Annotated in this window: 17 protein-coding genes; all 17 read right to left on the reverse strand. The window is 60.3% G+C overall.

What is annotated here, in order from left to right:
- Positions 1-131: 131 nt before the first annotated feature.
- A complete protein-coding gene (bamA, locus tag WC811_RS06300; RefSeq protein WP_372642139.1) occupies positions 132-2,519 on the reverse strand; it encodes an outer membrane protein assembly factor BamA in 2,388 nt (795 codons plus the stop codon).
- Positions 2,520-2,811: 292 nt separating this feature from the next.
- The gene (rseP, locus tag WC811_RS06305; protein WP_372642141.1) at positions 2,812-3,954 is read right to left on the reverse strand and encodes an RIP metalloprotease RseP; all 1,143 of its coding nucleotides are present in this window, start codon (positions 3,952-3,954) and stop codon (positions 2,812-2,814) included.
- Positions 3,955-4,018: 64 nt separating this feature from the next.
- Positions 4,019-5,239 (reverse strand): 1-deoxy-D-xylulose-5-phosphate reductoisomerase, encoded by a 1,221-nt coding sequence (locus tag WC811_RS06310; protein WP_372642143.1) that lies wholly within the window; start codon positions 5,237-5,239, stop codon positions 4,019-4,021.
- Between the two features lie 3 nt (positions 5,240-5,242).
- A complete protein-coding gene (locus WC811_RS06315; protein ID WP_372642145.1) occupies positions 5,243-6,115 on the reverse strand; it encodes a phosphatidate cytidylyltransferase in 873 nt (290 codons plus the stop codon).
- An 11-nt stretch (positions 6,116-6,126) separates the two neighbouring features.
- A complete protein-coding gene (locus tag WC811_RS06320; protein ID WP_372642147.1) occupies positions 6,127-6,885 on the reverse strand; it encodes an isoprenyl transferase in 759 nt (252 codons plus the stop codon).
- Positions 6,886-6,959: 74 nt separating this feature from the next.
- Positions 6,960-7,523, reverse strand: coding sequence for a ribosome recycling factor (gene frr / locus WC811_RS06325; RefSeq protein ID WP_372642149.1), 564 nt, complete (start codon positions 7,521-7,523; stop codon positions 6,960-6,962).
- Between the two features lie 81 nt (positions 7,524-7,604).
- Positions 7,605-8,336: a UMP kinase gene (gene pyrH / locus WC811_RS06330; RefSeq protein WP_372642151.1), complete on the reverse strand. Its 732-nt coding sequence runs from the start codon at positions 8,334-8,336 to the stop codon at positions 7,605-7,607.
- Positions 8,337-8,478: 142 nt separating this feature from the next.
- Positions 8,479-9,405, reverse strand: coding sequence for a translation elongation factor Ts (gene tsf / locus WC811_RS06335; protein WP_372642153.1), 927 nt, complete (start codon positions 9,403-9,405; stop codon positions 8,479-8,481).
- Between the two features lie 107 nt (positions 9,406-9,512).
- Positions 9,513-10,502 (reverse strand): 30S ribosomal protein S2, encoded by a 990-nt coding sequence (locus WC811_RS06340; RefSeq protein WP_372642155.1) that lies wholly within the window; start codon positions 10,500-10,502, stop codon positions 9,513-9,515.
- Positions 10,503-10,864: 362 nt separating this feature from the next.
- Positions 10,865-11,224 carry a hypothetical protein gene (locus tag WC811_RS06345; protein ID WP_372642157.1) on the reverse strand — a complete coding sequence of 120 codons (360 nt, stop codon included), beginning with the start codon at positions 11,222-11,224 and terminating at the stop codon, positions 10,865-10,867.
- 106 nt (positions 11,225-11,330) lie between these two features.
- A complete protein-coding gene (locus WC811_RS06350; protein WP_372642159.1) occupies positions 11,331-11,573 on the reverse strand; it encodes a hypothetical protein in 243 nt (80 codons plus the stop codon).
- A 135-nt stretch (positions 11,574-11,708) separates the two neighbouring features.
- Complete coding sequence (gene dnaE / locus WC811_RS06355; RefSeq protein ID WP_372642161.1) at positions 11,709-15,254, reverse strand: DNA polymerase III subunit alpha; 3,546 nt, start codon at positions 15,252-15,254, stop codon at positions 11,709-11,711.
- A gap of 93 nt (positions 15,255-15,347) precedes the next feature.
- Positions 15,348-16,061, reverse strand: coding sequence for an ABC transporter ATP-binding protein (locus tag WC811_RS06360; RefSeq protein WP_372642163.1), 714 nt, complete (start codon positions 16,059-16,061; stop codon positions 15,348-15,350).
- Positions 16,062-16,066: 5 nt separating this feature from the next.
- A complete protein-coding gene (locus WC811_RS06365) occupies positions 16,067-17,383 on the reverse strand; it encodes a lipoprotein-releasing ABC transporter permease subunit (protein WP_372642165.1) in 1,317 nt (438 codons plus the stop codon).
- A gap of 88 nt (positions 17,384-17,471) precedes the next feature.
- Complete coding sequence (gene proS, locus WC811_RS06370) at positions 17,472-19,004, reverse strand: proline--tRNA ligase (RefSeq protein ID WP_372642167.1); 1,533 nt, start codon at positions 19,002-19,004, stop codon at positions 17,472-17,474.
- 207 nt (positions 19,005-19,211) lie between these two features.
- Positions 19,212-19,436 carry a DUF1467 family protein gene (locus WC811_RS06375; RefSeq protein ID WP_372642169.1) on the reverse strand — a complete coding sequence of 75 codons (225 nt, stop codon included), beginning with the start codon at positions 19,434-19,436 and terminating at the stop codon, positions 19,212-19,214.
- Between the two features lie 42 nt (positions 19,437-19,478).
- Entirely contained in the window at positions 19,479-19,883 is a 405-nt protein-coding gene (gene mce, locus WC811_RS06380) for a methylmalonyl-CoA epimerase (RefSeq protein ID WP_372642171.1), read from the reverse strand.
- Positions 19,884-19,917 lie beyond the last annotated feature (34 nt).

Here is a 19,917-nt window from a genome sequence, read left to right on the forward strand (position 1 = left end):
CAAGTCCCCGGCCGGGAGTTGCCCATAGCCTTGGCGCCCTATGGACAAAAAAGAGCGGCGCTCATGTTCGCGCCGCCCTTTGTATCCGTCGCATCTTCAAGTTTCGAAGCCTGCGTTCGAGGCGTTCAATCCTAGAACTTAGACTGCGCGCCAAAGCGGAAGACCTGCGTCTGGTCGTAGCTTTCCTTGGTCAGAACCTTGGCGAAGTCCATGCGGAGCGGGCCGACCGGCGAGGCCCACATCAAGCTGGCGCCGACAGACGAGCGGATCGAGTCGCTGTCTTGAAGTGCTCCGGGGTCGTTGGCCAGGGCTTTCTTCGCGCCGCCTGTCGCGTCCCAAAGAGAACCGGCATCGGCGAAGAAGGCGCCGCTGAGGCCGATGTCTTCAGGAACGAACGGCAGCGGGAACCGAACCTCGGCCGTTGCGGCCCAGTATTTCTGACCGCCGAGGGCGTCCTGGTTGGACGAATTCACGTCACGCGGACCGAAGCCGGAGATATCGAAACCGCGAACCGTTTCGCCGCCCTTGAAGAACGAGTCGAGCAGTCGAACGTCTTCTCCGCCCCAGCCTTGGATCACACCGCCGACGGCCCGGCCGACGAAGGTGATCTTTTCGGTGATCGGATAGTAGAAGCGGCCCTCAGCGTTGACGCGCCAGTACTGAGCGTCGCCGCCGAGACCAGCGAAGTCGTTACCGACTTCGATGTAGTAGCCGCGGTTCGGGTTGACCGCGTTGTTGCGCTGGTCGTAGCTGATCGTGGTGCCGATGAGCGACGTCCAATAGCCGCTGTCCTGGCAATTTGTCGATCCGTTTCTAGTCAAGTTGGTATCGCCGCACGCCTCTTTAATCGCCAGCGAAGCGTTGTTCTGAACATCGAAGATCTCGTCGCGGGAAATCGCGTACGACGTCTGCATCCAGAGCTTCTCGGCGATCGGGAAGCCCAGACGAATGTCGCCGCCAGCCTTTCTCTGCTCGAAGCCCGACTGATCGGTGTAGTCGAGCTGCTTGAAGAAGAGGTCGAAGCCTGCCGCCAAGTTACGGTCGAGGAAGCGTGGCTCGGTAAACGAGAAATCGACCTGGGCACGCTGGAAGGATCCCGCAAGTTTCAAGCGAACGTACTGGCCGTTACCGAACAGATTTCGCTCGGAGATCGAAACGTCGCCGATGACGCCTTCACTGGTCGAATAACCGGCGCCGAACGAAAGTTCGCCCGTCGACTGCTCTTCGACAACGACGTCGAGAACGATGCGGTCCGGTGCCGAACCGGGGCGCCGCTTGATATCGACGTTCTTAAACAGACCCAGCGCTTGCAACCGCTTCTTGGCACGATCGATCATCAAGCCGTTGAAGGCGTCGCCTTCCGCTAGGCGGAACTCGCGACGGATCACGAAGTCCTTGGTTCGCGTGTTGCCGATGACGTTGATGCGCTCGATATAGATCCGCGGGCCTTCATCGACGACGTAGGTGATCCCGACGGTATGGTTGGCCGCATTCGGGATCGGACGGGGACGGACGCGCGCGAAGGCGTAGCCCTGGTCAGCGATGTCGAGCGTGAGCTTTTCAGATGTCTTGTCGATCTGGGACGCGTCATAGACCGCGCCGTCCTTCGTCAACAGATCGCCGTTGAGCGTGCTGGTGTCGACACCAGCCAGCGAGCTTTCGATATTGATCGCGCCGAAGGTGTAGGGCTGGCCTTCGTCGATCGCGAACGTGATGATAAAGCCCGTTCCGTCCGGATCGATCTCGGCGTTAGCCGCAGTCACGGACGCGTCCGGATAGCCGTTCTTCAGGTAGTATTGGCGAACAAGCTCGCGGTCGAGATTCATACGATCTGGATCGTAGACCGACGTGCCCTTGAGGAAGTCGAACCAGCCGACCTGCGTCGTGGAGATGACGTCGCGCAGCTGGCTGTCGGGAAAGGCGTGGTTGCCGACGAAGTTGATGCCCTTGACCTTGGTGGCGACGCCTTCGTTGATTTCGAAGACGAGATTCACCCGGTCTTGCTCAAGCTCGATGATCTTCGGCTCGACGCTAGCGGCGAACAGGCCTTGACGGCGGTAGACGTCGAGAATGCGCTGAACGTCGCCTTGAGCCTTAGCGCGCGTAAAGACCGAGCGCGGCTTCAGCTGCACTTCACCGGTCAAGGTTGCGGTGTCGACTTCGCTGTTGCCTTCAAAGGCAACCTGATTGATGACCGGGTTTTCCTTCACGGTCACGATAAGCGTCGAGCCCTTGTAGTCGATCGAAACGTCGGCGAAGAGCCCAGTGGCGAACAGCGCCTTGATCGACGCATCGACCTTCGAAGCGTTGTAGGCATCGCCAGCGTTGAGCTGCAAATAGGAACGCACGGTCTCCGGCTCCACCCGCCGGTTACCGACAACGTTGATGTCCTTGATCACGCTCTGAGCGAACGCTGGACCTGACGTCCAGGTTGCATCCCCCATCGCGACCATCGGCGAGAGGACAAGAAGCGCCACCAAGAGGCGCAGTCCCGCCAAGATGATCTTGAATTTCTGCATACGCGGAATTGCCCCCGTGTGCCGCCGACCCCCAAATTCACATGCGCGCTGTCGGCGGCAGCGACACACTCATGCGTTTTATTTTTTCGTCGTATTTTTATTGTTCGTGTCGTGCGTTTCTTATTGGTGGTGTTCGTCGTGACGTCCCTGACCGCGAAGGCATTCCAACTGACTTCGTTTCGGCCCCCCGAGTCGAAATCATAACATGCTGCGCAGCATACCGCTTTTAACGATTCAGAAAGGCCCCGCAAAGTGGTAAGTTTACGTCACCCCAGCATGATTCTGCTAGATCTCAGCCGGCCCCGGTCAAACGGCGCCAAACATTCATAATGTCGTTGAAATTCACGAAAACCATCAACATCATGAGCAGTGCAAGACCGACCTGAAAGCCCATTTGCTGCAGGCGTTCGCTGGCCGGTTTCCTGCGCACCGCCTCGAAGGCGTAGAACATAAGGTGGCCACCATCGAGGACCGGAATCGGCAGCAAGTTGAGGAAGCCGATATTGGCCGAGATGAAGGCGATCCAGCGCAGCATCGGCTCAAGCCCGAGTTCGGCGACTTTCGCGGTCACTTCGGCCATCATGATCGGGCCGCCCATCTGCTCCGCCGATTGACGGCGGGTGATGATGTCGCCAAGGCCGGCCAAGGTCGCGGTAATGTTGCCATAGGTTTCGCTGACGCCAAGCATTACCGCTTCCGGAATGCTGACGTGGACTGTCCGGACCTTGTCGGGCGAGATCGCGCGCTGGATGCCGATCAGACCGCGGCGGAATGTCCGCCCCATGGTATCCTTCTGCTCGTCGACGTTTGGCGTCGCTTTGAGCACAACGTTCTGGCCGCCGCGATCGACCGTGAACGATAGCTCTTCGCCCGCGCTCGAGCCGACAATGCGCTGCAGATCATCGAAGCGATCAATCTTGCGGCCGTTGATCGCGATAATCGTGTCACCGGCTTTGAAGCCGCCGCGCTCGGCAGGCGAGTTGGCCACCACCGCATCGACCAGCGGGGGCAAAATGTGCAGGCCGACCGTGGCGTTCAGTCCGGAATAGAGCACGATCGCGAGTAGGAAGTTGGCAATTGGACCGGCCGCCACGACGGCGGCGCGGGCGCCGACCGATTTGGAATGAAATGCGCCTGCCCGCTCCGAAGGCTGGAGCTGCTTCTCGCCCCCAAACGACGACGGGTTTTCGTCGTCGATGAATTTCACATAGCCGCCCAAGGGGATCCAGGCGAAGCGCCAGCGGGTGCCGTATTTGTCATAAAACCCATATATTTCAGGGCCAAAGCCGATCGAGAAGGTTTTGACCGTGACGCCGCACCAGCGGGCGACGAGGAAATGTCCGAGCTCGTGGATGAAGACGACGAGGGTCAACACCAGCAGGAACATGATTCCGTACTGCCAAATGCCGCCTGCGAGCGACGCCAAAAAGTCCATAGTTGCGCAGTCCTCGATCGTGATTCGGAATGAAGTCAGCAGTGGAACTTAAGCACGCAGCGCCTCAATAGCCACTAAGTTTCTCGTTAGATATGGAGCGGGCGAGTTCATCGACCGCCAATATATCGTCGAGGCTTTCAGCGGGTCGGATGGCTCCCGTACGCTCGGCTGCCGCAAGCGTATCTTCGACCAGCGCCGCGATATCCAGCAGCTTGATCCGGCGGTCGAGGAAGGCTTTCACGGCGATTTCGTTGGCGGCGTTCAGAACAGCTGGGGCCGTATCGCCACGGCGCATGGCCGCTTTAGCGACGCGAAGGGCGGGAAAGCGATCTTCGTCGGGTGCTTCAAACGTCAATGTCGCGAGGCGGGCGAGATCGAGCTTTTCCGTAGGGGCCGCCATGCGGTCGGGCCAAGCCAAGGCAACGGCGATCGGCGTGCGCATATCGGGCGAGGCCATCTGGGCCAACACCGAACCGTCGACGTAGCTCACCAGACAATGGACGATCGATTGCGGGTGGACGATGCAATCGAGCTTATCCACCGACACGGGGAAGAGATGGAAGGCTTCGATCAGTTCAAGCCCCTTGTTCATCAGGGTTGCGCTATCGATCGTGATCTTGGCGCCCATCGACCAGTTGGGATGCTTCAACGCCTGCTCGGGCGTTGCCGCCGCGATGGCTTCGCGGGTCCAGGAGCGGAATGGGCCGCCGGACGCGGTCAACATGATTTTGTCGATGGATGCGGGGTCGGCTCCGGCCAAGACCTGGAACGCGGCGGAATGTTCGCTGTCGACGGGAAGCAACTCAGCGCCCGAACGCGCGATCGCGGCCGTGAAGACGTGACCGGCAGAAACGAGGCATTCCTTATTTGCCAGCGCAACGCGGGCCCCTTGGGAAGCTGCCGCAAACGTCGGCCGGAGGCCCGCCGCGCCGACGATCGCGGCCATGATGCAATCGGCGGGTTCGAGGGCCGCCTCGACCAGGGCTTCGGCTCCGGCAGCGGTTCGGATCGTGGTTCCGGCGAGCGCGGCGCGAAGCTCGTCCAAACGCGTTTCGTCGCCGATGACGGCAAGCCGGGCGTTATGGCGGCGGGCAAGTGCCGCGAGGTCCTTGGCGTTCGATTGGGCCGTGAGAGCGACGATCTCAAAGCGTTCGGGCGTGTGCGAGACGAGATTGAGCGTGCTCGTACCGATGGATCCGGTCGCGCCCAACACGCTGAGCCGCATGGGCCGCGACGACGTTGAACGCTCGGGCAAACGATACGGCACGCTCGCAGTGACTGCCATCCACTATGATCCGTATAAGAGTGCGCGCGCGGGTGCAAACGCGTCGATTGAGAAGCCGATAAGCGCGGCGGCGATGCTCGCGGTCACGAGACCGTCCATGCGATCCATGAAGCCGCCGTGGCCGGGGATCAAGCCGCCGGAATCTTTTAGGCCGAAATGCCGCTTTAATGCCGACTCCGCCAAATCTCCCCACTGTGCGACTAAGCCAACCGCGAGACCGAGGCTTGCGAGCCAGATTGCGCCGCCGGTGCCGGAAAGGACAGAAAACAGCGCGCCAAGAACTGCGGCTGCGGCGATACCGCCGATTAGGCCCGACCAGGTCTTGTTCGGCGAAACCTCGGGCCAAAGTTTTGGGCCGCCTATGGTTCGGCCGGCGGCGAACGCTGCCACATCGGTCACGGCGACCGCGAGGACAACAAACAGCGTCGCGAGAAATCCGAGCGGCTCGTCGCCTCTCAGCCATCCGAGAGCGACGACCGGAAGCGCCGTGTAGAGCACGCCTGCGCCGGAGAGCCGCGTTCGGTCCGATCCCATCACCAATACCGAGACGGCGACCGCGCCGATGATCGCGGCTACAATCGCCATTCCCGCCATGTCCCACGCTGTCAGAACGGCGGCAGCCAGAACCGCAAGAATATGAACGACCAGTCCGCTATCCGGCATTGGTCCCCTGACGATCCGTCCCCATTCCCAACTCATCGCCGCCGCAACGAAAAATGTCAGTAGTGCGAACGCGCCGGGGCTCCAGTACAGCATCGCGAATGCGATGATGCCTATGGCAACGCCCGAGACGATCCGCAGCCTCAATTCGGGGGGAATAAAATCGAACAGGCCGCCGAGAAACCGCCGCTGACCTTCCGGGTTCTCTGACGGCATGACCAAAACCCTCAGGCCATCGAGCGCTTGGTCAAACCGCCGAAACGACGTTCACGCGAACGGAATTCCGCGATTGCGCCGTCAAACGCCGACTTGTCGAAATCAGGCCAATAGCAGTCAAGAAATACGAATTCGGAATAGGCTGTCTGCCAAAGAAGAAAATTCGAGAGTCGCATCTCTCCCGACGTCCTGATGAGAAGGTCGGGATCGGGAATGCCTGACGTATCGAGCGCATCGGCCATGCATTCGACCGTTATCTCAGACGGGTCGAGCTTGCCGGACGCCACTTGCTCGGCGAGCTTGCGTGCTGCGACGGCAATTTCCGTGCGCGAGCCATAGTTGAAAGCTATGACGAGGGTCAGCTTGCTATTTTTGCGCGTCAGCTCGACGGCTTCGTCGATGAGGGTCATCAGTTCGCTGTCGACATGCGAGCGCTGCCCGATGACCCTGATGCAGACGCCGGCATCGTGCAGCTCGGCGAGATCGCGACGGATGAAACGTTTCATCAAGCCCATAAGATCGTCGATCTCGTCGATCGGACGGTTCCAATTCTCAGATGAGAAGCTGAAGATCGTGAGATACGTGATCTTGAGTTCGATCGCTGCTCGCACGGCGCGGCGGACAGCTTCCACACCTTGACGGTGACCAAGCGCTCTCGGCAATCCGCGTTCGCGCGCCCAACGGCCGTTGCCATCCATGATGATGGCAACATGCCTCGGCGGCGCCGGAAGACCGGACCGCTCGTCGGTAGGCTTTGCTGGTGGCGCCACTGTCGAATGGCCCTCTGGAATTGAGATCTCAAAAACCGTTACACGAATTCAAGCCAGCAAAACGGCCACGGCCATCAAACTTTTTGAATTTCAGCTTCTTTCGCGACGAGAGTGGCGTCAATTTCCTTGATCAGGCGATCGGTGAGCTCCTGAACCTTCTCGGAATTGCCCCGTTGTTCGTCCTGGCTCATTTTGCCGTCTTTCTCAAGTTTCTTCAGTAGATCCATCGCCTCGCGCCGGACGTTGCGAACCGAAACCTTCGCCTGTTCGGCATATTTGTGGGCAAGTTTGACGAATTCCTGACGGCGTTCGGCCGTCAGAGAGGGAATTGGGAGGCGCAGGATCTGGCCGTCCATAATCGGATTGAGGCCGAGATTGGCTTCGCGGATCGCCTTGTCGACGGCAATGACGTTACTGCGGTCCCAAACCTGCACCGAAATCATGCGCGGCTCAGGCACGGACACCGTCGCGACCTGATTGAGCGGCATCCGCGAGCCGTACACCATCACCTGAACGGGATCGAGCAGGTTGGCGCTGGCGCGGCCCGTGCGGAGACCTGAGAACTCGCGCTTCAGAGCATCGAACGAAGAGCGCATGCGCTTTTCAAGCTCTTTGATATCGTGCGTATCCGAAGACATTTCCTATTCCTTCCCGGTGCGTGAAAAGCCCTTGGGCTGCGCCCCGCTCGAGCGCGGCGCAGTGAGGGCTTAAAACGGCCTTCAACCGGTTCCCTCGATGAGGGTCTGGCGAGCTTCGCCGCGCAGCGCCTTCAAGAGATTTCCCGGTTCTTCGATGGAAACCACAATTAGCGGAAGTCCGTTATCGCGGGCAAGAGCTATGGCCGCTCCGTCCATCACTTTGAGATCATTCGCTAAAACTTCAGAATAACTGAGCCGGTCGTAGCGGACCGCATCCTTGTGCTTCTTGGGATCAGCCGAGTAAACGCCATCCACCTGCGTCGCTTTCAGGACGACTTCGCAATTCATTTCGATGCCGCGCAGAACCGCCGCCGTATCGGTCGTGAAGAACGGATTTCCGGTGCCGGCCGCGAATATGACGACCTGTCCCCTGGAAAGGTACGACAAGGCCTTCGGGCGCACGTAGCTTTCGCAAATCGTTTGCATCGGAATGGCCGAGAGCACGCGAGCCGGGACGCCGCGGTGGTCAAGCGAATTCTGGAACGCCAGCGCGTTCATGACCGTCGCGAGCATACCCATGTAATCGGCGGTCGCCCGGTCCATGCCCTTGGCCGCGCCGGACAGGCCGCGGAAAATATTACCGCCGCCGATCACGACGGCGATTTCGGCGCCGGCCGCGACGGCATCGGCGATGTCCTGCGACAGGCGGTCGGCAACGGTCATGTCGATGCCGTAAGCCTGCTTGCCCATCAGGGCTTCGCCGGAGAGCTTCAGCAGCAGCCGCTTGTATTTGAGACCCCGCGCATCCGCCATTCCGTTCACTCCCGATCGGCACGAAAAGCCAAATTGATACGAAAAACCGGCCAGTCGGGTTGACCAGCCGGTGGATACCTAACCTGCTCAGGCGATTCCGGCCAGCGGGTTACCCCGATTGCCGGCCATCACCGTGCTAATCTCAGCGGCCGCCGCTCGCGAGCTTGCGGACTTCCTCGCCAAAATCTTCTTCTTTCTTGTCGATACCTTCGCCGAGGGCGTAGCGAATGAAGCCCGCGACCTTGATCGCAGCTCCGGCGCGGCTCTCGGCTTCCTTGACGGCCTGGGCGACCGTCTTGGTGGTGTCGTGGATGTACTGCTGTTCGAGCAGGCAGTTTTCCTTGGCGAATGCCTTGATGCCGCCCGTGATGATCTTTTCGAGAACCTCGGGCTTCTTGCCCTGGTTCTTTTCGGCAAGGATCGCCTTTTCGCGCTCGATCACTTCGGCGGGAACCGCAGAGATGTCGAGGGCGACGGGACTGGCGGCCGCGACGTGCATCGCGATCATGCGTGCGATCTCGAACAGTGTCGGCTCGTCGCCGGCGCTTTCGAGCGCGACGAGCACGCCGATTTTGCCAAGACCGTCGGCGACGCGGTTGTGGATGTAGTCGGAAACGACGCCTTCCTTGACGGCAACGGCCGCCGTGCGGCGCACCGTCATGTTCTCGCCGATGGTCGCGACGGCTTCCTGAAGCTGTAACTCGACCGTGTTCTTCGTGCCGGGATAGGTCGCGGCCAGAAGTGCATTGAGATCGCCTTTCGCGGCGGGCGCGAGGCTCGCGATGTCACGGACGAGCGTCTGGAATTGTTCGTTGCGGGCAACGAAGTCGGTTTCCGAGTTGACTTCGACCACGGCGCCGACGCGGCCCTTGGCGACGATGCCGATGAGACCATCGGCGGCAATGCGGCCAGACTTCTTCGCAGCTTTCGACAAGCCCTTCGTGCGGAGCCAATCGACAGCCGCTTCGATGTTGCCGCTCGTTTCGGTCAGCGCGGTCTTGCAATCCATCATGCCGGCGCCGGTCATATCGCGCAGCTTTTTCACATCAGCGGCGGTGATCGTCGTCATTCCTGTCACCTATGAGGTTCGAGGCGCCCCGTTGGGCGCCTCATCAATGTTCATTCACGTTCGCGCTTCAAAAGCACGTCAGTTTTGTGTCGAATTCCCAACGCCGTTTAGACGCTGACGGACTCAACGAGCTTCTTGGCCTGGGGCACCCACTCTTCCTTGGCAATCTGGCCCTTGAGCTTCAGCTGCCGGTCGAGCGCCTCGGTATAATCGGCGTCGAGATCGGCGATCTGCCAGAAGTGGTAGACGCCGGCGTCGTTGAGGCGCTGCTCGATCTTGGGCGTGATGCCGGTGATGCGCTTGAGGTCATCGGCCTCACCACGCGGCGCTTCGATGCCTTTGAACGTGACCTTCGGCAGCTCTTCGGCGGGAGGCGCATCGGAGGCGCCGACGTCGACACCAGCCGAACCCTGCGAGCGCTCAAGGCCATCGAGAGCGGCGCGGGCCATCAAATCGCAATAGAGCGTGATGGCGCGGCCGGCGTCGTCGTTGCCGGGAACCGGGAAGTCGATGCCGTCGGGATCGCAGTTCGTATCGACGATCGCAACGATCGGGATGTTGAGCTTGCGGGCTTCCTGGATGGCGATCGATTCCTTGTTGGTATCGATGACGACGAGAAGATCGGGCGTGCCACCCATGTCCTTGATACCGCCCAGCGACTGGTTGAGCTTCTCGCGCTCACGCGTCAGGGTCAGAATTTCCTTCTTCGTGCGGCCCTGCGGATCGGCCAGGATGTCGTCGAGCTGACGGAGGCGGCGGATCGACTGCGAAACCGTCTTCCAGTTGGTCAGCGTGCCGCCGAGCCAACGGTGGTTGATGAAGTACTGGGCGCTGCGCTTGGCTGCTTCGGCGATGCCATCGGATGCCTGGCGCTTCGTTGCGACGAACAATACGCGGCCACCGCCGGCGACCGTGTCGGAGACCTTCAAAAGCGCCTGATGCAACAACGGCACCGTCTGCGTCAGGTCGAGAATGTGGATTTTGTTGCGCGATCCATAGATGAATGGCGCCATCTTGGGGTTCCAGCGGTGAGACTGGTGGCCGAAGTGAACGCCAGCTTCCAATAGCTGACGCATGTTGAAGGCAGGAAGTGCCATCGTAACGTATCCTTTTCCGGTTAGACCTCCGCGAGACTTGAGAAGAGATTTGCAAGCCTTTTCACTGGCTTAACATTTCCCCACCGGAGCGCGACGCGGGGCTTTTCATCCGCATGGCGCATATGTCTCGCGTGTGAGATGGCGGCTATATACGGGGGAACGGGCTTTTGCGCAAGTCGCGACGGGCTACGCTGACTTGTATCGACAGGCCAACCGGCCGTCGCGGCTGCAAAAGCAGAACGCGCCACGCCCCTTCGTAAAGAGGGGAGCTATCGCGCGTTCCATTTATTCTGGGAAATTGATCAGGCTTGCGGCGTGGCACCTGCGATGGGCTTGGAAATGTTGCGGGCCTCGCCGTTGGATTATTTGCACTTCGCGTCGAGCGTCGCGACCGCAGCGTCCATGGCGTTGGCTTCCGGCGAACCGTCCTTGGCATCCTGGCCGGAATCCCAAGCGGCCTCGAAATCTTCGCCGAGCGTCTTGAAGTACCCGTCGATTTGGTCGCCAGCGGCTTCCGCCTTCTTCTCGTCGTCGCCGACCTCGTCCATCGTCTTCGACATGGCGCAGTAGGCTTTGACCTTTGCGGGGTCGGATGCCGCGGCGGTGAGATTCTTCGTGATGTCGGCCGCGCTCAGTTTCGGCGGCTCCTTTTCGTCGTCGGCGGCATAGGCGGCCGGCGCGAGCAGAAAAGTGGCGACCAAGGCGGCGTAGAATTTTGACATGTCTTGCCTCGTTTTTGGCTAGCTTGGGGGTGCGGAGCTATGCACTCAAACTTTGTCGGAAGAAGGCAGCGCCGCAGCGCTACCTTCGACTAAAGCGTAACGTCGACTACCACGTGCGCCAGTAGCAGCGGCGGTGTCCATGACGCCAGCCGCACGTCCACTTGCGATGCTTATAATGGCGGTGACGGTAATAGCGCTTCTTGTAATAGACGTGCTCGACAGCGGTTTTGTCCGCATGAGCGCCAATGCCATTGAGGCCAACGCCAGCGACCCCCGCGTTCGCGGCGCCGGCAGCGGCACCGAGGGTGATGGCGGCAGCTATCGCTGCTGCAATCAAGCTCTTTTTCATTAGAGGCTCCTATCTTGAAAAGACGCGGTCTCTCACGTCTTGAACCCCTAACGCTTAGCCGAAGTAAAAGCCGTCGTTGATGTCGATAAATATTCCGTCGATCAAGTGTAACATTCGTGCACGCAACCGGCGGTTTTAAATTTCGATGATTTCCGCCACAATCGGCAGCGCTTCGATGCGAGTCACCTCACGCGGGGTAACATCGTACCGTCCTGCGAGGACAAATTCCATTTCGCGATTGCGATCTTCGAGCGGCAAGACGATGCGGATTTCGCCGCCACGCGCGCTTGGTCTCAAATATTTGCCGACGTCGGAAACTGGAGCCGCGTTTGCGACCACCGACTTCCTGTCGAGAACGAGCTTCAGATTGCGCGGCACCGCAGACGCGGCCTTGTCGAGTTCCTCGATTGATTGGACACGCATTTTCATCGTCTCGCCATCGCGCTCGGCTTCGACCGAGACGATCACGGGCGTTCCCGGCTCCAAAAGCCCGCGGCTCGCGGCGAGCGTGTCCGAAAAGATGACGGCCTCGAACTGGCCGGTGGCATCCGAGAATGTTGCGAACGCGAACTTGTTGCCTTTCTGAGAGCGGCGCTCACGGGCGGCAATGACGATACCCGCAAGGCGTCCGGCCGTGGCGCCACGTTGAACAAGCAGCTCGAATTCGCTGAACTTCTTGATCCCAAGCTTTTTCAGCACGCGGTCGTACTGGTCGAGCGGATGGCCCGAAAGATAGAAGCCAATGGCCTGGAATTCCTCGGAAAGCTTCTCCATTGCGGTCCACGATGGCGTCGCGCGCAAGACGAGATCGGCAGGTTTTCCGGCGGCGCCGAAGAGATCGGTCGTGCCCTGAGCTTCGTCGGCCGAGCGGCGCTGCGCTGACGCGAGGATGGTATCGGCGTTGGCGGTAACGAGGGCGCGATTGGAATTCAGCGAGTCGAAAGCTCCGCCCTTGGCGAGCGTTTCGACGGCACGTTTGTTGAGGGCCTTGGCATCGACGCGGGAGGCGAAATCGGCCAGCGACTCGTACGGGCCGCTGGAGCTTCTTTCCGAAACAATCGTCTCGACCGCGCTCGCGCCGATATTCTTCAAGGCTGCGAGCGAATAGCGGATGTCGCCGAGCTTGGACTCGCCCGAGGGCGGTTCGACACCGAAATCGACGCCCGAATGATTGACGGATGGCGGCAGCATACGAATGCCGGACTTGCGTGCTTCGGACGCGAACATCGCGAGCTTGTCGGTATTGCCCATATCGAGCGTCATCGACGCCGCAAAGAATTCTTCGCGGAAGTTCGCCTTCAGATAGGCCGTGTGATAGCTGACGAGCGCATAAGCGGCGGCGTGCGATTTGTTGAAACCGTAGCCCGCGAATTTGTCGACGAGCTCGAAAATGTAGATCGCTTCTTCCTTCTTGACGCCCTTAGCCAGCGCGCCTTCGACAAAGCGCGCCTGCTGCTTCGCCATTTCGGCTTTGTCTTTCTTGCCCATCGCCCGGCGCAGCAAGTCGGCTTGCCCGAGCGTGTAGCCGCCCATCACCTGCGCGATCTGAATGACCTGCTCCTGGTAGATGATGACGCCGTAAGTTTCTTTCAGAATGCCTTCGAGCATCGGATTGAGGTAGTCGACGGGCTCTTCACCGTGCTTGCGATTGATGTAGGTCGGGATGTTGTCCATCGGGCCGGGGCGATAGAGCGCCACCATGGCGATGATGTCCTCGAAGCGGTCGGGCTTCAGCCGCTTCAAGCTTTCGCGCATGCCCGTGCTTTCAAGCTGGAACACGCCGGCCGTATCGGCCTTCGCCAGCATCTCGTAGGCCGCTTTGTCGTCGAGCGGCAAACTTGGAAGATCGACCGTTATGCCGCGCACGCGTTTGATGAGCTGCACAGCTTTTTCGAGAACGGTAAGCGTCTTTAGTCCTAAGAAGTCGAACTTCACGAGGCCGGCGGCCTCGACCATCTTCCAGTTGTACTGCGTGATCGGGAAGTTCGATTTCGGATCGCGATAGAGCGGCACCAGCTCTTCGAGCGGGCGGTCGCCGATCACCATGCCGGCAGCGTGAGTCGAGGCGTGGCGGTAAAGGCCTTCGAGCTTTTCGGCGATTTCAAGAAGGCGGGCGACGATGGGTTCGCTGTCGCGTTCTTCCTGAAGTTTCGGCTCGCCGTCGATGGCTTCGCGGAGCGTGACGGGATTAGCCGGGTTGTTCGGCACGAGTTTGCACAGACGGTCGACCTGACCATAGGGCATCTGCAGCACGCGGCCGACGTCACGTAGCACGGCGCGCGCCTGGAGCTTGCCGTGCGTGATGATTTGCGCGACGCGATCATCGCCGTATTTCTTTTGCACGTAGTCGATGACGCGGTCGCGCTTTTCCTGACAGAAGTCGATGTCGAAGTCCGGCATCGAAATACGCTCGGGATTGAGGAAGCGCTCAAACAGCAGCCCGAAGCGCAGAGGATCGAGATCTGTGATCGTCAGCGCGTAGGCGACAAGTGAACCTGCGCCCGAACCGCGACCCGGACCGACCGGCACGCCGTTCGCCTTCGACCACTTGATGAAGTCGGCGACGATGAGGAAGTAGCCGGGGAACTTCATCTGCGTAATGACGTCGAGTTCGTAGGCGAGACGCTTATCGTAATCTTCGACCGTGAAGCCCTCGGAAGGCCCGTGCGCCGCAAGACGGTGCTTCAAGCCTTCGATGGCTTGGTTCTTCAATTCCGCGGCTTCAAGACGGAAATTCTCGATTTCGCTGAGACTATCGTCGCCGGCGATGAAGCGCGGCAAAATGGGTTTTTTTCCTTCCGGACGAAACGCGCAGCGGATCGCGATCTCGACGGTATTCGCCAAGGCCTCCGGCAGATCGGCGAACAGTGTCGCCATTTCATCTTCGGTTTTTAGATAATGCTCGGGACTGGCTCGGCGACGATTGTCTTCAACGACGTAGCGTCCGTCGGCGATGCAAAGAAGCGCATCATGGGCTTCATAGTCGGCGCGGACGGCGAAGTAGCATTCGTTCGTCGCGACGATCGGCAGGCGCCGCGCGTAGGCGAGTTCGAGAAGCTGCGGCTCGACCTCGGCTTCTTCGGGCAGTCCGTGCCGTTGGATTTCAACATAGAGCCGATCGCCGAAGATCTTTTCGAGCGTCTTGAGGCGCTCGGCGGCGTAATCGGGCTGACCGTTGCGGAGCGCCAAGTCGATCGGGCCTTGCGGACCGCCGGTCAGCGCGATCAGCCCCTCGGACAATTCTTCGAGCCGCCCGATCTTGACGTGGGCAGGCTCGTCGTGCGCCGGTTCGAAATTGAGGGCTTTCGACAGCCGCATGAGATTGGCGAAGCCGTCAGCGTTCATGGCGAGGAGCGCGAGCTTACCCGCAGGCTTGACGCGCGGCTCGTTGCTCATGGCGCGTAAGGCCATCGGACCGCTGTCGCGATTATCGCCGAAATCGATATCGAGCGTCGTGCCGGCGATCGGCTGCACGCCCGCGCCCCAGAGCTTCTCGGAAAATTCGAGCGCGCCGAAAAGATTGTTCGTGTCGGTCAAGCCGATGGCCGGAAAGTTCATGGCCGTCGCGAGCTTGGCAAGCTTCGTGATCGGCAACGCGCCTTCAAGCAGCGAATACGCCGAATGCACCTTCAGGTGAATGAATTTGGGTGCGGGCGGAGTGATGCGAATCGGAGCGTTCATGGCTTCATTTTGCGCGCTTTGCCCGCGTCTGTCTCGGCGCAAAGACGCGGGATTAACAAGCTGCTTGCGCTCGAACTTAGGTCAATTCGGCGATCAGCGCGTCTGCGACAGCGAGATTTCGACGAGTTGGCCTTCGTGGACTTGCAGCACGCGGTCCATGCGGGCGGCAAGCTCCATATTGTGGGTCGCGATGAGAGCTGCAACGCCTTGTCGGCGGATGACGTCGATCAACTGCAAGAAAACATGATCGGCGGTGTGGGGATCGAGGTTTCCCGTCGGTTCGTCCGCGAGGAGAAGCCGCGGACCGTTGGCGAGGCCGCGGCAGATGGCAGTTCGCTGCTGCTCGCCGCCCGACAATTCGGCGGGGCGGTGGTCCGCACGCTGCGCGAGGCCGACGCCTGCAAGCAATTCGCGCGCATGAGCTTCCGCTGCCTTGCGGCTCTTACCGAGAATGAGCTGCGGAATGACGACGTTCTCCAGCGCGCTGAATTCGGGGAGCAGCTGGTGGAACTGATAGACGAAGCCGATCTCCTTGCGACGCAGGCGGGTACGTTCGGCTTCGGAGAGTTTCGCGCAATCGTGGCCGTTGACCACAACGCGACCGCTCGACGGAGATTCAAGAAGACCGGTGATGTGGAGCAAGGTCGACTTGCCCGCGCCGGATGGACCGACGAGCGCCACGGCCTGCCCCGGCCAAAGCATGGCGTCGACGCCGCGCAGCACAACGATTTCCTTCTCGCCCTGGCGGAAAGACCTTGTGACGCCCTCAAGGCGCAAAATCGGAGCGAGCGGTGCTGTGGTATCCATTTGTCCTACTCGTACCGCAGGGCTTCGACAGGATCGAGCTTCGACGCTTTCCACGACGGGTAGATCGTCGCGATGACCGACAGCACGAGCGCCATCACGACAATGCCACCGGTTTCGTGGACGTCGATCTCAGCAGGAAGCTTCGTCAGATAATAGACGCTCGGGTCGAACACGGTCGTGCCCGAGACCCACGACACAAAATTCTTGATATGCTCGATATTCCAGCAGAACAGCACGCCGATAGCGAGGCCAGCGAGCGTGCCGACGATGCCGATCGAGGCGCCGGTAATGAGGAAGATGCGCATCACGGCGCCTTTCGTCGCGCCCATCGTTCGCAGAATCGCGATGTCGCGACCCTTGTCTTTCACGAGCATCATCAGGCCCGAGATGATGTTCAGCGCGGCAACGAGGACGATCAACGACAGGATGATGAACATGACGTTGCGCTCAACGGAGAGCACGTTGAAGAACGTCTCGTTGCGCTGGCGCCAATCGTTGACGGCGATCGTCGGGCCGCCGGCATTCTTAATCAGATCGTCGTAGCGATCGACGTCCTCGGGGCTGTCGACGATGACCTCGACGACATCGACTTCACCGGCTTTCGAGAAATACTTCTGCGCTTCGGCAAGCGGCATGAAAATCATCATGCGATCGTATTCCGACATGCCGAGTTCGAAGATCGACGTGATCTGATAGGCCTTCGATCTCGGCGCGGTGCCGAAGGGCGTCGCAGCGCCGCGCGGCGAGACAAGCGTTACTGTGTCGCCGAGACCGACGTGCAATTGGTTCGCGAGCCGCACACCCATTGCAATGCCGCGCTGGTCGTCGAAGCCGTCGAGCGTGCCCGCGCGCATGTTTCCGGATACGAGCTTCAGCGATTTGATGTCACTCTCGCGCAGGCCGCGCACGAGGCCGCCAAGCGCCTGCGAGCTTGAAGAAACCATCACCTGGCCTTCGATCACCGGCATAGCGGTTTTGACGCCCGGCACCTTGCGGACATTTTCAGCGACAGCATCGTAATCCATAAAGCGATCGCCGAGCTTCTGAACGATGACGTGACCGTTGAGGCCCATGATCTTGTCGAAGAGATCGTGGCGGAAGCCGTTCATCACGGCCATGACGATGATCAGCGTCGCGACGCCGAGCATGATGCCGAGAAACGAAAAGCCGGCGATGACGGAGATGAAGCCTTCTTTCCGGCGAGCGCGGAGGTAGCGGCCTGCGATCATCCATTCGAATGCCGAGAACGGTTTGGTTTCGCCGAGCGAATCCCGATCCGAGGGCACCCGAGCAGACAACCCGCCCTGCGCTGAAACCGTCATCGTGGCCTCACTGACGTTTCCCCAATTGCGCGCCGCATCGCAGCTCCCTGTGTCGCAGTTAAGGCCATTTCACCGCATTGCGGCCGTTTTAGTATGCGCGTGCGATTAGCACGTACTCTTTCGCCGGTTCTGCGGTGAAGAGGCACACTCCGGTGGGTGCTTCCTGACCCAACGGCGCATTGCGAATCGTGAGTTTCAGCGCCTTCAGCCGATCCGCGATGCCTTCGAGGACGGCCCCCTCAGGCCGCGACCAAGGAATGCGGACCCAGCCTTTGAAGGCGCCCGCCTCGTCTTCGGCTTCGCCCGGCCCGAAATATTCGGCCAGTTCGTCGAACGACTTGATGTTCGTGACGATGTTCCCGTCGAGTCGCGCCTTGGCCTCGGCGAAAAGTGAAGCCTGGATTTCTTTTAAGAGCCCCGTTGCGCCGGAAACGAACTCGTCGCGCGGCATCGTGCTCGCGATCACTTTGTCGCCGTCGCGCAGGCGGTCGCGGCGCATGAACGTGACGTTACCGCCGCTCGCATCGCGGCCGCCGACCTCAACGATGATGGGCGCGCCACGACGCACCCAGTTCCAGCGCTTCTCCGCCGACTTGACCGGCTTCAGATCGACGAGCGTGCGAATACCGGCTGCCTTCAATTCCTTTTCGATCGAGGCGCAGTATTCGATGAGGATTGCGTCCTCGGGCTTCTCGCGCAGCATCGGAATGATGACGATCTGGCGCGGAGCGATCATGGGCGGCAGGCGCAGACCGTCGTCGTCGCCATGGGTCATGATCACGCCGCCGATAAGGCGCGTCGAGACGCCCCAGCTCGTCGTATGGCAATACGTGAGCTGACCCTGCGCGTTCTGAAATTGAATGTTCTGAGCTTCGGCGAAGTGGGTGCCGAGATAATGCGAGGTGCCGGCCTGCAACGCCTTGCCGTCCTGCATCATCGCTTCAATGGAGTACGTGTTGTCGGCGCCAGGAAACCGTTCGTTCGGGGGCTTTTCTCCGGCTACGACGGGCATCGCGAGAATATCTTCCGCGAAGATGCGGTAGACTTCGAGCATCTTCAGCGTTTCGGCAACCGCATCGTCTCGATCCGCGTGCGCCGTATGGCCTTCCTGCCAGAGGAACTCGGCCGTGCGCAGGAACAGACGCGTGCGCATTTCCCAGCGCACGACGTTGGCCCATTGATTGATCAGCAGCGGCAGGTCGCGATAGCTCTTTATCCAACGCTGAAACGCGTCGCCGATGATCGTCTCGGACGTCGGTCGGACGATCAGCGGCTCTTCGAGCTTTGCGTCTGGATCGACGACCAGCTTGCCGCCCTCGTTCTTGAGGCGATGATGGGTGACGACCGCCATTTCCTTGGCGAAGCCTTCGACGTGCTCGGCTTCCTTGGCGATGAAGCTCATCGGAATGAAGAGCGGAAAATAGCAATTGTCGTGTCCGGTCTCTTTGATGCGGGCATCGAGATCGGCCTGGATGCGCTCCCATACGCCCCAGCCCCACGGCTTGATGATCATGCAGCCGCGGACGGGGCTCGTCTCGGCCATATCGCCGTCGCGAACGACGGCCTGATACCACTCGGGGAAGTTTTCATCGCGGGAAACGGAGAGCGCACGCTTGCTCATCGGGCAGCTCCCAACACGCGGGGCGAAATGTTCGAATGGAATTCGGCAGGAGGCATTGCAAGCTCGCTCGTTGAATCCGCGCGGGCGAGCCGCGCCACATCATATGGCAGCTAAATTGAGCCCCTGCCGAATAGCCGGTAAGCGCGGGGCTGGCAATGGCGGGAGAGCACAATTCCCACACGCGCGTCGGCTCAGGGCCGTGTATTCTCAGAGGTTGGCGATGATCGCATAGACGCCCGCGAACGCCACGATCGCCACGGCGGTATTGACGCAGAACATCTTGAGGAAATTGAACTTGTGAGGCGCGCTTCCCGGCGTGCCGGGGACCACGTCTCCGACCTCGTCCTGGGTATGCGCGAAAAAGGGAAGCACGACGAACAGCGTGATGAACCACATGCAAAAGAACGTTGCCACCGCGACCGACATGCGCATCAGACTGCCCCTAATTTCCTGAGCCGCTGCGGGCGGCCCGGCTCACACCTGTTCCAGCTCGACGAGGGTGCCGCAAAAGTCCTTCGGATGCAGGAACAGCACGGGTTTGCCGTGCGCGCCGATCTTCGGGGTACCGTCACCGAGCACGCGCGCGCCTTGGGCCTTCAACTGGTCGCGCGCGGCAATGATATCATCCACTTCATAGCACACATGATGGATGCCGCCGTCAGGAGATTTTTCGAGGAACTTCGCGATGGGAGAACCTTCGCCGAGCGGCTCCAGAAGCTCAATTTTCGTATTCGGAAGCTCGATGAACACGACCGTTACGCCGTGCTCGGCCTGCACCATCGGTTCGCCGACCTTGGCCCCCAACGCGTTTCGATAGACGCTTGAGGCCTTTTCGAGATCCTTAACCGCGATAGCGACGTGGTTCAGGCGTCCGATCATGCTCCGTTCTCCAGCGCGGTGTTGAGGTTTGGCG

This window comes from Hyphomicrobium sp. (assembly GCF_041659645.1).
Classification (GTDB): domain Bacteria; phylum Pseudomonadota; class Alphaproteobacteria; order Rhizobiales; family Hyphomicrobiaceae; genus Hyphomicrobium_B.